9 protein-coding genes are annotated in these 13,144 nt (G+C 63.5%); 2 read left to right on the top strand and 7 right to left on the bottom strand.

Annotation, left to right across the window (positions count from 1 at the left end; all coding sequences use genetic code 11):
* Positions 1 to 82 precede the first annotated feature (82 nt).
* Together LMJ30_RS02490 and LMJ30_RS02485 are read left to right on the top strand one after the other, a co-directional pair.
* On the top strand, positions 83 to 1,834 hold the full coding sequence (locus tag LMJ30_RS02490; RefSeq protein WP_229430758.1) for an allantoate amidohydrolase: 1,752 nt from the start codon (positions 83 to 85) through the stop codon (positions 1,832 to 1,834).
* 77 nt (positions 1,835 to 1,911) lie between these two features.
* Positions 1,912 to 3,189: an MFS transporter gene (locus tag LMJ30_RS02485; protein ID WP_229430757.1), complete on the top strand. Its 1,278-nt coding sequence runs from the start codon at positions 1,912 to 1,914 to the stop codon at positions 3,187 to 3,189.
* A 52-nt stretch (positions 3,190 to 3,241) separates the two neighbouring features.
* Here LMJ30_RS02485 and LMJ30_RS02480 read toward each other — a convergent pair whose 3' ends face one another.
* The 7 genes from LMJ30_RS02480 to LMJ30_RS02450 all read right to left on the bottom strand — a co-directional run bounded on the left by LMJ30_RS02480 (position 3,242) and on the right by LMJ30_RS02450 (position 13,144).
* On the bottom strand, positions 3,242 to 4,402 hold the full coding sequence (locus LMJ30_RS02480; protein ID WP_229430756.1) for a zinc-dependent alcohol dehydrogenase: 1,161 nt from the start codon (positions 4,400 to 4,402) through the stop codon (positions 3,242 to 3,244).
* A gap of 109 nt (positions 4,403 to 4,511) precedes the next feature.
* A complete protein-coding gene (locus LMJ30_RS02475; RefSeq protein ID WP_229430755.1) occupies positions 4,512 to 5,753 on the bottom strand; it encodes a Zn-dependent hydrolase in 1,242 nt (413 codons plus the stop codon).
* Positions 5,754 to 5,769: 16 nt separating this feature from the next.
* Positions 5,770 to 7,161 carry a dihydropyrimidinase gene (hydA, locus tag LMJ30_RS02470; protein WP_229430754.1) on the bottom strand — a complete coding sequence of 464 codons (1,392 nt, stop codon included), beginning with the start codon at positions 7,159 to 7,161 and terminating at the stop codon, positions 5,770 to 5,772.
* A gap of 23 nt (positions 7,162 to 7,184) precedes the next feature.
* Positions 7,185 to 8,669: an NCS1 family nucleobase:cation symporter-1 gene (locus tag LMJ30_RS02465; RefSeq protein ID WP_229430753.1), complete on the bottom strand. Its 1,485-nt coding sequence runs from the start codon at positions 8,667 to 8,669 to the stop codon at positions 7,185 to 7,187.
* 158 nt (positions 8,670 to 8,827) lie between these two features.
* Complete coding sequence (gene preA / locus LMJ30_RS02460; protein ID WP_229430752.1) at positions 8,828 to 10,129, bottom strand: NAD-dependent dihydropyrimidine dehydrogenase subunit PreA; 1,302 nt, start codon at positions 10,127 to 10,129, stop codon at positions 8,828 to 8,830.
* Positions 10,129 to 11,496: an NAD(P)-dependent oxidoreductase gene (locus tag LMJ30_RS02455; RefSeq protein WP_229430751.1), complete on the bottom strand. Its 1,368-nt coding sequence runs from the start codon at positions 11,494 to 11,496 to the stop codon at positions 10,129 to 10,131. The genes preA and LMJ30_RS02455 overlap by 1 nt, the downstream gene beginning before the upstream one ends.
* Before the next feature lie 145 nt (positions 11,497 to 11,641).
* Complete coding sequence (locus LMJ30_RS02450) at positions 11,642 to 13,144, bottom strand: CoA-acylating methylmalonate-semialdehyde dehydrogenase (RefSeq protein ID WP_229430750.1); 1,503 nt, start codon at positions 13,142 to 13,144, stop codon at positions 11,642 to 11,644.

The following is a 13,144-nucleotide window of genomic DNA, read 5'->3' as shown; positions in this document are numbered from 1 at the left end:
ATATGCCTCATCATCCCGGCCGTATGTGCAGGCGCCTGCCCGGCCTTATCATCACTGCCAGCCCCGCCCGGACACCGAGACCATGAGCACACTTTCAGAACTGAACAGCTGCGACACGCAGACCTTCGTCGATACCCTGCGCGGCATCTATGAACACTCGCCGTGGATTCCCGAGCGGGCTGCCGCGCAGCGTCCGTTTGCCACGCCCTCGGCGTTGAAGCTGGCGCTGCAAGGCGTGGTATCAGTCGCCAGCATGGACGAACAGCTTGGCCTGATCCGCGCCCATCCCGAACTGGCCGGCAAGGCTGCAATCGCGGGCCAGCTGACCGCCGAATCGACCGGCGAACAGGCCAAGTCTGGCCTCAACCTGTGCAGCGCCGAAGAATATGCGACGCTGCACAAGCTGAACGCGGACTACAACGCCAGGTTCGGCTTCCCGTTCATCCTCGCCGTCAAGGGCCCGACCGGCAATGGGATGACCCGCCAGCAGGTAATCGAAACATTCGCCCGCCGCCTGAAGAACCAGCGCGCCGACGAAATGGCCGAAAGCCTGCGCCAGATCCACCGCATCGCCGAGATCCGCCTCAACGAGTTGCTGAGGGTCGAACACGCCTTCGGCGCAACCGTAATGGGCTGGTCCGAAACCCTCGGCACCTGGAGCGAGCTTGAAGACGGCCTCACCTGCTCGTACATGACGCCGACCCACCGCCGTACCGCCGCGCAGATCGCCGACTGGATGCGCGAAGCCGGCATGACCGCGCACGTCGACGCGGTCGGCAACGTGGTCGGACGCTACGAGGCTGCCGATCCTGCGGCAAAGACGCTGATGACCGGATCGCATTACGACACGGTGCGCGACGGCGGCAAGTACGACGGGCGCCTCGGCATACTGCTGCCGATTGCGATCGTGCGCCATCTTCATGCGCGCGGCGAGCGCCTGCCCTTCCACCTTGAGGTCGTCGGGTTCGCGGAGGAGGAAGGTGTGCGGTTCAAGAGTACCTTCCTGGGCAGTAATGCGATTACCGGGCATTTCGACATGGCGCAGCTGGACCAGGTGGATGCTGATGGCGTCACCATGCGCCAGGCGCTTGCCGATGGCGGCCACGATGTCACTGCCATCCCTGCGATTGCGCGCGATCCTGCCAGCCTGCTCGGGTTTGTCGAAGTCCATATCGAACAAGGCCCGGTCCTGCTGGAGAAAGGCCTCCCGGTTGGCGTGGTCACTGCGATTGCAGGCAGTTCCCGCTATCTGGTTGGGCTGACCGGGCTGGCAAGCCACGCCGGCACCACGCCGATGAACATGCGAAAGGACGCCGCTGCCTGCGCGGCCGAGATCGTGCTGATGGTGGAGGCACGCTGCCAGCAGGGCGATTCGCTGGTCGGGACCGTGGGCCAGCTGGAGGTTCCTAATGGCTCGGTGAACGTCATTCCGGGGCACTGCAACCTGTCGCTTGATATCCGCGCGGCGAGCGACGAGACGCGGCTGGCGGCGGTAAGGGACATTCTTGAAGGGATCGACGCGATTTGCGCGCGCCGCCAGGTTGAGGCAGCGATCAGGCAGGTGGTGTCGGCATCGGCGGCGCCCTGCGCGCCGTGGATGATGGACCAGCTGGGGGCGGCGGTCCGGCGCGCGGGGCTGCCGCGCTATGACCTGCCATCCGGCGCCGGTCACGATGCGATGGCGATGGCGAAGATCACCGATGTGGCGATGCTGTTCACACGCTGTGGCAACGGGGGGATCAGCCACAACCGGCTGGAGACCATGACCGCCGATGATGCAGAGGTTGCGGGACAGGTACTGCTCGACTTCTTCCGCGCCTTTCAGGCCGGCTGACGCAATTTGCTTTTCCGCGAGCGCGGCGTCATCTATACTCGCCGTCATTTTCCCCACGGCGCAGCCTGCGTTCTGAAATGATCAACAATCACGCCACACCTCCGCGCATCCGCCGCAGCCAGAACCTGGCGCTTATCCTGCTCGTGGTCTGCGGCGTTATTAACTACCTTGACCGGGCCACCCTGGCAGTGGCCAACGAGTATATCCGCGCCGACCTCGGGCTCTCGCTCGGTCAAATGGGCCTGCTGCTGTCTGCATTCTCGTGGAGCTACGCCTTGTGCCAGCTCCCGGTAGGCGCGCTGGTCGACAAGGTGGGGCCACGTTGGCTGCTCGGTATCGGCCTGGTGGTGTGGTCGCTGGCGCAGGCCGCAGGCGGACTCGTTGCGACCTTTGGCTGGTTCGTCGTCGCGCGCATCGCGCTCGGTATCGGCGAGGCCCCGCAGTTCCCGGCTGCGGCACGGGTCGTCAGCAACTGGTTCCCGCTACGCTCGCGCGGTACGCCGACCGGCATCTACAATTCGGCGTCGCCGCTGGGTGTCGCGCTCGCGCCCCTGGTCCTGTCACCGTTGATTATCGCGACCAGTTGGCACTGGGCCTTCTTCGTCACCGGCGCCATGGGCCTGGTGGCGGCGGTCGTCTGGGTCGCCCTGTACCGCGATCCGGACCGCGGGACGATGAGTGCGCAAGAGCGCGCATACCTGGAGGAAGATGAGCCGGCAAAGGCCGCGACAAAGGTGGACTTTGCGGCCTGGTGCGCGCTGTTCAAACACCGCGTCACATGGGGCATGATGCTGGGCTTTTTCGGCTCGGTCTACCTCAACTGGGTCTACCTGACCTGGCTGCCGGGTTACCTGCGCACCGAGCGCCAGATGGACATTGCGTACGCCGGCATCGCGGCCTCGATCCCCTTCTTCTGCGGCTTCGCTGGCGCGCTCGTAGCAGGCTGGGCTTCCGACCGGGTCGCACGCCGCGCTTCCTCGCCGCTGTCCGGCCGCCGCAATGCGGTGGTGGTGGCCACGCTTGGCATGGTGGTGTTCACGATTCCGGCTGCGCTGGTCGACAGCAATGTCGTGGCCGTGGCGTGCATCTCGATCGTCATCTTTTTGGCCAACGCCTCGTCGGCATGTGCCTGGTCGCTCGCCACGGTGGCCGCGCCGCCGAGCCGTATCGCGTCGCTCGGCGCAATCCAGAACTTCGGCGGCTTCCTTGGCGGCGCGCTGGCGCCTATCCTCACCGGCTACATCGCGCAGACATGGTCGTTCGTACCAGCCTTGTTGACGGGCGCAGGCATCGCCTTCGTGGGCGCGATGTCGTACCTGTTTTTGGTGGTTCGGCCTATTCCCGAAGATGCGTAAGTGAGATCAAAACGGCGGATAAGCGCGCAGCGCGCATCCGCCATGCTGGCCATCAGGGCGTCAGCACAACCTTCCTGCAATCGTCTTCCTTCTTGTCGAACATCTTGTAGCCCTCCGCCGCCTGTTCCAGCTTGAGGCGGTGCGAGATGATCGCATTCGGATGCAGCCTGCCCTCTTCAATCGCGGCCAGCAGTTCCGGCATGAACTTCTGCACGTGGGTCTGCCCCGCCTTCACAGTCAGTCCCTTTTCGAAAATGTCACCGAACAGGAAGCCGTGGATAAAGCCCGCATACACGCCCGGTACGCTGATCGTGCCGCCGCGGCGGCAGGCGGCGATACACTGCCGCAGCGCCTTGCCGCTGCTGCCTTCCACCTTCATGTTGGTCAGCACAGTCTCGATCGTGCTGCCCTTGGCCTCGAAGCCTACCGCATCGACCACGCCGTCCACGCCGCGTGAATTGGTGTGCTCGATGATGTATTCGGCCGCATCGACATCGTCAAAGTTAATCGGGATGACACCATACGTCTCGCGCGCAAACTCAAGCCTGAAATTGTGGTGGTCGACCATGAAGATTTTTTCAATGCCCAGCATGCGCGCGCTCGCAGCGGCCATCTGGCCTACCGGGCCAGCGCCGAAAATCGCCAGGCTGCCGCCCTTGCCCACGCCCGTATTGACCACCGCCTGGTAGCCGGTCGGCAGGATATCGCTCAGGAACAGCACCTGTTCGTCGGCCAGCGTGCTCGGGACCTTGATCGGGCCGACGTTGGCCTTCGGCACGCGCACATACTCGGCTTGCCCGCCGGGGATGCCGCCATACAGGTGGCTGAACCCGAACAGGGCCGCGCCGGAGCGCAGGCTTTTCTTGTTCATGATCGAGCCACGGTCCGGATTGGTGGTCTCGCATGCGGAGTAAGCCTGCATGTCGCAGAAGAAACAAGTGCCGCACGCAATCACGAACGGCACCACAACCCGGTCGCCCTTCTGCAGATTGGTGACATTCGGCCCCACATCCACAACCTCGCCCATGAATTCGTGACCGAGGACATCGCCGCTTTTCATAGCAGGAATCTTTCCGCGATACATGTGCAAGTCCGAGCCGCAAATCGCCGTGGCGGTGATCTTCAGGATCGCGTCGTCGGGATCTTGCAGGATAGGATCAGGGACCGTATCCACACGGACGTCATGGCTGCCGTGGTAAGTGAGTGCGCGCATTGGATTCTCCTTGTTAAAGGGACAGCGTAACAAGGTCGAGTGCGCGCACGTATCGGAAACACGCTTTACCGCCAGTAGGATATTACCGACGAAATTTCCGGCGAGGAAGCTATGCGGTCACGACGCCGGCCCGGTCCAGCATCGCGTGCAACAGCACGTTGCATCCAGCTTCGAGGTGGCCGGGTTGGGCGTCCTCGATCTCGTTGTGGCTGATGCCGTCCTTGCAGGGCACGAAGATCATGCCGGAAGGCGCCACACGGGCCGTGTAGATCGCGTCATGGCCTGCGCCGGAGACGACGTCCATGGTCGAGTAGCCGAGCTTCCCGGTGGCCGTGCGCACGGCGCCCACGCAATCGGGATGGAACGGGCATGGCGGGTAGTACGACACCCGCTCCACCTTGATCGACAGCCCGGTATCGGCGCTGGTCTTGTCGGCGAAGGCCAGCATTTCCTCATGCATCGTATTGAGCAGCTCGTCGTTCACGTTGCGCAGGTCGATACTGAATTTAACCTCGCCCGGAATCACGTTGCGGCTGTTCGGGAATACCTGCACCATGCCCACGGTGCCGCGGCCGTATGGCGGGTAGCGGTTCGCGATATGCACCACTTCCTGCATGATGCGCGTGGCAACCTGCAGCGCGTCTTTGCGCAGGCCCATCGGCGTCGGGCCTGCGTGCGCTTCCATGCCGCTGACAACGCAGTCGTACCACGACAGCCCCATCACGGCCGGCACCACGCCAATGACCTTGCCTGCGTCTTCCAGCACCGGGCCCTGCTCGATATGCGTTTCAAAATAAGCGCCGATAGGATGCTGCCCCGGCACCTGGTCACCCTTGTAGCCGATGCGTTCCAGCTCCGCGCCGACGCTCTTGCCCTCGGTGTCCACGGCCGCATACGCGGTATCGAGGCTGAAGGCGCCGCAGAATACGCCGGAACCCATCATCACCGGCACGAAGCGCGAGCCTTCCTCATTCGTCCAGAACGCGACCTCAATCGGCGCTTCGGTGACGATGCCGTTGTCGTTCAGCGTACGCACCACTTCAAGGCCTGCCAGCACCCCGTAGTTGCCGTCGAATTTGCCGCCGGTCGGTTGCGTATCGATGTGGGAGCCGGTCATCACCGGCGGCAGCGACGGGTTGCTGCCCTCGCGGCGCATGAAGACGTTGCCGATCTGGTCGACAGTGACCGACAGGCCGGCTTCCCTGGCCCAGCCGACCACCAGGTCGCGGCCCTGCTTGTCGAGGTCCGTGAGGGCAAGGCGCTTGACGCCGCCCTTCGCCGTCGCGCCGATTTTCGCCAGCTCCATCAGCGAGGCCCACAGGCGGTCGCCATCAATACGCAGCTCGTTCATGTACAACTCCAGTAGGTTAAGCCATCACCGGCGCGAACGCCGGGCGGTCGATATGCCTGCCCGCGCCTTCAACCGCACGCAGTTCTCCTTTCGAAAACACGACATTACCGGCCGAAAGCGTATAAGTCGGAATGCCCTGCACAGTGCGGCCTTCGAATACATTGAAGCCGCCTTTGGCGAACTGGGTTTTGGCGGAAATCGTGCGCGTGCCCTGCGGGTCCCAGACCACGATATCGGCGTCGGCTCCCGCTGCAATCAATCCCTTGCGCGGGTACATATTGAAGATCTGCGCCGCATTGGTCGATGTCACGCGGACGAACTCGGACGGCGTCAGCTTGCCCGTGCCGACACCCGCATCCCAGACCACCGACATGCGGTCTTCAACCCCGCCGCAGCCATTAGGGATCTTGGTGAAGTTGTCCGCGCCGGCAGCCTTCTGTTCGGCGCAGAACGTGCAGTGGTCAGTCGCTGTCGTGTGCAGGTTGCCGCCCTGGAGACCCTGCCACAGCGCACCCTGGTGATGCTTGCTGCGAAACGGTGGGCTCATCACGTGGCCGCGTGCGAATTCAAGGTCGCTGCTGTAATAGACGCTGTCGTCGATGACAAGGTGGCCCGCCAGCGCCTCGCCGTACACGCGCTGGCCCTTGGCGCGGGCGCGGGTGATGGCTTCCAGCGATTCGGCGCACGACACGTGGACGATGTACACCGGCGTGCCAAGCACGTTGGCAATCGCGATGGCGCGGTTGGCAGCCTCCGCTTCCACTTCGGGAGGCCGCGAGAGCGGATGGGCGGACGGGCCGGTAATCCCTTTGCGCAGAAGATCCTGCTGCAGCTGGAATACCAGCTCACCGTTCTCGGCGTGCACGGTTGGAATGGCGCCAAGTTCAAGCGCGCGCGTGAAGCTTTTCACCAGCGTTTCATCGTCCGCCATGATGGCGTTCTTGTACGCCATGAAGTGCTTGAAGCTGTTGACGCCATGCTCGCGCACCAGGGTGCCCATCTCCGCATGCACCGAGTCGTCCCACCATGTTACGGCGACGTGGAAGGTATAGTCGCCCGCAGACTTCTTCGCCCAGCCGCGCCACGTGTGGTACGCCTCCAGCAGCGATTGCTTCGGGTCCGGGATGACGAAATCCATGATCGTGGTGGTGCCGCCCGCCAGCCCGGCAGCCGTGCCGGTAAAGAAATCGTCGGCGGTGACCGTGCCCATGAACGGCAGCTGCATGTGCGTGTGGGTGTCGATCCCGCCCGGCATGACGTACTGGCCGGACGCGTCGATCACCGTGGCATGCGGCGGGGGCTCGAGGTTTTCACCGACCGCGACGATCTTGTCGCCAAAGCACAGCACATCGGCGCGGAATGCGCGGTCCGCATTGACAACGGTACCGCCTCGGATAATGGTCGTCATTGAATCTCCCGGAAAAATCCGTACTAGGTATGGGTTGCAGGGCGCAGTGCAGGCTGCGTACGCCCTTTCATCAGCACGCCGTAGACAACGGCGGCAATTGCGACGCCAACAAACCAGGCGTAGGTGTAAATCGTTTTGAACACGTCGCCAACTTCAGGGAACGCTGCCGGGAAGGCGGCGTTCAGGAAGCCAGGGATATTCGGCAGCACGCCCAGCACGAACGCGATGATGGCCGCCATGTTCCAGCCGCCGCGGTACATGTATTCGCCGCTGTCGCGGTACAGGTCATCGACGTTCAGCGTCGTTTTGCGGATGAAGTAGTAGTCGATGATCATGATGCCCGCAATCGGTCCGAGCAGCGCCGAGTAACCGATCAGCCAGGTGAAGATGTACCCCTGCGTGGTTTCCAGGATTTTCCAAGGCATCATCACCAGCGCGATGCCAGCCGTGATGTAGCCGCCCATGCGGTACGAGACGTGTTTCGGCGACAGCGCCGAGAAGTCATACGCGGGCCCGACCAGGTTGGCCGCGAGGTTGACGCTGACGGTATCGACCAGCAGGACGATCAGTGCAATCAGCACGGCGATGCCGGTCATGCGGCTGGCCAGGTCGACCGGATCCCACAGCGCTTTGCCATATAAAACAACGGTCGCCGAGGTGACGATGACCGCCAGCGCAGCGAGCAGGCCCATCGGCACAGGAAGGCCGACAGCCTGGCCCACGACCTGGTCGCGCTGCGAGCGGGCGAAGCGCGTAAAGTCTGGGATGTTCAGCGCCAGCGTAGCCCAGAAGCCGACCATCGCGGTCAGCGAAGGCCAGAAAGTTGACCAGAACTGGCCAGCTTTTTTGCCGCCTTCGACAAACTGCGACGGCTGGTCCAGCAAAGGGCCGAAGCCGCCTGCCTTGTTATAGACCCAGCCAAGCAGCACGAAGCAGATCAGGATCTTGAGCGGTGCGGTATAGGTTTCGAGCTTGCGGATCGAATCGATGCCGTGTACGACGTAGTATAGCTGGATCAGCCAGAAGCCGAGGAAGCAGGCCAGCTGGGCGCCGTTGATGCCAAGGCCGGCGATTTTTTCGCCGCCGATTTCGTAACCAAGCATCACGCCGAGCAGCGTGTAGATCATGCTGCCGCCAAACCAGGTCTGGATGCCGTACCAGCCGCAAGCGACAATCGCGCGCATCAGTGCCGGCAACTTGGCGCCTGACGTCCCGAACGATGACCGCGCCAGCACGGCGTACGGGATGCCGTACTTGGTGCCCGCGTGGCCAATCAAAAGCATCGGGATCAGCACGATGGCGTTTGCCAGGAACACGGTGAGCACAGCCTGGTAGCCGGACATGCCGCCTTCGATCAGCGTTGCGGACAGCGTGTACGCGGGGATGCACATCACCATCCCGACCCACAGCGCGGCAAAGTGATACCAGCGCCATGTGCGCTGCGCCGCGGTGGTCGGGGCAAGGTCTTCGTTCCAAAGCTGCGTGTTCGCTGACAGGTCTTTGCTCACAGTGTTTTTCTCCGTTTTAGTCGAGGCAAAAATGCTGGGTCAGTTTAACGCAAAGCGCCGTCATAAAGACACCCCGAAACGTCGTTCCCGCGTAGGCGGGAACCCATGCCGAGCATCCTTCAGGCGCCCTATGGGTTCCCGCCTTCGCGGGAACGACGTCAGATGAGCACACGCTCCGGAACTTCAGGCGCCACTTCAGCCCGCGGGTTGCGCGGGTCCTGCGTCCAGTTCATATATGGCTTGCCGGTCTGCTGCGGCACCATGGTGATGCACGCCTCCACCGGGCAAGTGATCTCGCACAGGTTGCAGCCCACGCATTCGTCCTTGATCACCTCGTAGGTCCGCTCCTCGGTTTCGCTGACAAGGCGCGCGATCGCCTGGTGCGACGTGTCCTCGCAGGCGACATAGCACTTGCCGCACTTGATGCACTTGTCCTGGTCGATCTGCGCTATGACCGCGTAGTTCATGTCCAGGTATTTCCAGTCGGTGGTATTCGGTACCGCCTTGCCGGAAAACGCGGCGATATTGGCATAGCCCTTCTCGTCCATCCAGCGCGACAAGCCGTCCTTCATCTCCTCGACGATGCGGAAGCCGTGCAGCATCGCGGCCGTACAGACCTGCACCGAGCCGGCGCCAAGCGCGATGAATTCGGCCGCGTCGCGCCAGTTGCCGATGCCGCCGATGCCGGAAATCGGCAAGCCGTGCGTCTCGGGATCGCGGGCGATTTCAGCCACCATGTTCAGCGCGATCGGCTTGACCGCGGAACCGCAATAGCCGCCATGCGTGCTGGCGTTGCCCACGATCGGGAAGGCCACCATGCGGTCAAGGTCGAGGTGGGTGATCGAATTGATCGTATTGATCAGCGACACGGCGTCGGCGCCGCCGGCCTTGGCGGCGCGCGCCGGCTTGCGCACATCGGTAATGTTCGGCGTCAGCTTGACGATCACAGGGAGCCGGGTGTGTTGCTTGCACCAGCGCGTCACCATCTCGACGTACTCCGGCACCTGGCCGACAGCGGCGCCCATGCCGCGCTCCGGCATGCCATGCGGGCAGCCGAAATTGAGTTCAATGCCATCCGCACCGGTCGCTTCGATCTTCGGCAGGATGTCGGCCCAATAGTATTCTTCGCAAGGCAGCATCAGCGACACGATCATCGCGCGGTCCGGCCAGTCCTTCTTCACTTGCGTGATTTCGCGCAGGTTGATCTCCAGGCTGCGGTCGGTGATCAGCTCGATATTGTTAAAGCCAAGGACTTCCCGGTTCTTCCCGTAGTGGGCCGAGTAGCGCGACGAAACGTTGACGGCCGCCGGGTCTTCGCCCAACGTCTTCCACACCACGCCGCCCCACCCCGCTTCGAAGGCGCGCACCACGTTGTAGGCTTTGTCGGTTGGTGGCGCGGAGGCCAGCCAGAATGGGTTCGGCGCCTTGATGCCGCAAAATTCGATGCTCAGGTCAGCCATTATGCAGCCTCCAGTCGGGATTGGATGTCGTTGTGGATGACGATTGCCGCCAGCTTTCCATGCTGGACCGCCTGCACCGTCAGGTCCTGCCCTGGCGCCACGCAATCGCCGCCCGCGTACACGCCAGGCACCGATGTGCGAAACAGCCCATCGACGCGGATCTTGTCGCCGTCGCGCGAGAGCTGCTGCGCCATCTGGTCCGACAAGGCGGCAGGTTCCATGCTTTGCCCGATCGCCTTGAACACCGCGTCGGCTGCAATTTCAAGGAAGGCGCTGGTGCCTATCAGCTTGTCGCCTTCCATGCGCGTGCGTTCGAAGCGCATGCCGCGCACGCGGCCGTCTTCGTCCAGCAGCACCGCATCGGGAGCCGCCCAGGTCTTGATGCGCACGAAGTTGGCCTTGGCGATCTCCTGCTCGTGGTGCGTCGCGCTCATCGCCTCCGCACCGCGCCGGTACACCAGGGTTACGTCTTCGGCGCCCATGCGCTGGATTTGCACGGCCATGTCGATGGCGGTGTTACCGGCGCCGATAACGATGGCGCGCTTAGGCACCGGCAGCGTCGACAGATCCTCGGCCTGGCGCAGCGCGGCAATGTATTCGACCGCGGCGGTCAGGCCGGGAGCGTCCTCGCCCGTCAGCCCGAGCTGGCGGCTGGCGTTCAGCCCGATGCCAAGGAAGACGGCGTCGTACTGCGCGTGCAGGTCCCGCAACTGGAGGTTGTCGCCAAGCCGGAAGCCATGGCGCACTTCAATGCCGCCGATCTGGAGCAGGAACTCGACTTCCTTCTGGGCGAAGCTATCGGTCAGTTTGTATTTGGCGATGCCGTATTCATTCAGGCCGCCTGCCTTTTCACGCGCCTCGAATACGACGACGTCGTTGCCCAGCATGGCCAGGCGGTGCGCGCACGACAAGCCGGCCGGGCCGGCGCCGACCACCGCGATGGTCCTGCCGGTGGACGGTGCGCGTTGGAAGGGATGCGAAACAAAGGTGGCGTTATCAAGCGCGTGGCGCTGCAGCAGGCCAATGGCGACGGGACGCTGCTCGTCGTCGTGGTTGCGCACGCACGCCTGCTCGCACAGGATTTCGGTGGGGCAGACCCGCGCGCAGGCGCCGCCCATGATGTTCTGCTTCAGGATGCCGGCGGCGGCGCCATTGATATTCCCGTCATGGATATTGCGGATGAAGCTCGCGACATCGATCTCGGTCGGGCACGCGCGCATGCACGGTGCGTCGTAACAGTACAGGCAGCGCGCGGCTTCTATCGCTGCCTGCCGCTGTGTCAGCGGCGGCGCCAGGTCGGTGAACTGCGCCGACAGCTCGCTGTCGGGCGCCGCGGCTAGCGGCAGGTGCTTGAGAGATTCAATCATGTTCCACCCTGTCTCGGAGTTGATTCCAGCACGTCGTTCCCGCGAAAGCGGGAATCCATACCCAATAAATGCTGGTCTATCGTCTGGGTTATAGGTTCCCGCCTTCGCGGGAACGACGCTCCACACTAACGGTGACGCGGCTTGTTTATTTCATCTGCGGGAACGAAAACTCGGCGCCGGCGCTCGCCGTGTTTGGCCAGCGCTGCATCACTGCCTTGTGGCGCGTGTAGAAACGCACGCCTTCCGGACCGTATGCGTGATGGTCGCCAAACAGGCTGCGCTTCCATCCGCCGAAGCTGTTGAACGCCATCGGCACCGGCAGCGGTACATTGACGCCCACCATGCCGACCTGGATCTGGCGCACGAATTCGCGTGCGGTGCCGCCGTCGCGCGTGAAGATCGCCACGCCGTTGCCGTATTCGTTGGCGTTGATCAGGTTGACCGCGGTGGCCACGTCCGGGGAACGCACGATGCACAGCACCGGCCCGAAGATCTCTTCCTTGTAGATGGTCATGTCCGGGGTCACGTGGTCGAACAGCGTGCCACCCACAAAGAAGCCGTTTTCGCGCTCGGCCACCTTGCAGCCGCGCCCATCTACCAGCAACGTCGCGCCCTGCTCCACGCCTTCGCCAATCAGCTTTTCGATGCGCTGCTTTGCAGCTGCCGTGACGACCGGACCCATTTCGGAATCGTGCGCCATGCCGTCGCCGATCTTCAGTGCGGCGGTACGTTCAGCCATTGCGCTGGCCAGCTTGTCGCCGGCGTCGCCAACAGCCACGACTACCGAGATCGCCATGCAGCGCTCGCCGGCCGAACCGTATGCCGCGCCGACCAGGGCGTCGACCGCCATGTCCATGTCGGCGTCCGGCATCACCACCATATGGTTCTTGGCGCCGCCCAGCGCTTGCACGCGCTTGCCGGCGGCGCTGCCGCGCGAGTAGATGTATTCGGCAATCGGGGTCGAGCCGACGAAGCTGATCGCCTGTACTTCAGGATGGTCGAGCAGCGCATCGACGGTCACCTTGTCGCCCTGGATGACGTTGAATACGCCATCGGGCAGGCCCGCTTCCTTGAGCAGCTTTGCGTGCAGCAGCGAAGGCGATGGGTCGCGTTCGGACGGCTTGAGCACGAAGGTATTCCCGCATGCGATCGCCACCGGGAACATCCACATCGGCACCATGACCGGGAAGTTAAATGGCGTGATGCCGGCGACTACGCCAAGCGGCTGGCGCATCGACCAGGCGTCGATGCCGCGCGCGATCTGGTCGGTGAATTCGCCTTTGAGCAGCTGCGGAATGCCGACCGCGAATTCGACCATCTCGATGCCGCGCGCGACTTCGCCCTTGGCGTCCGGGAAGGTCTTGCCGTGCTCGCGCGTGAGCATCGCGGCGAATTCGTCGGTGTGCTCCTGGCACAGCTGCAGGTACTTGAACAGCACGCGGGCGCGGGTCAGCGCCGGCGTGGCCGCCCACGATGGAAATGCGTTTGAAGCTGCGGCGACGGCGGCGTCAACGTCCTCTTTGGTGCCGAGGGCCACGCGCGCGCAGGGCTCGCCCATCGCGGGATTGAATACGTCGGCATGGCGGCCGCTGGCGGCGTCCACCTTGGCGCCGTTGATGTAATGGGTAATGGTGTCGAGGTCGGTCAT

The sequence above is a fragment of the Massilia agrisoli genome (assembly GCF_020831365.1).
GTDB classification, from domain to species: domain Bacteria; phylum Pseudomonadota; class Gammaproteobacteria; order Burkholderiales; family Burkholderiaceae_D; genus Telluria_A; species Telluria_A agrisoli.
The sequence above is the reverse complement of the archived record's forward strand: the minus strand, read 5'-3'. Positions and strand labels throughout refer to the sequence as shown.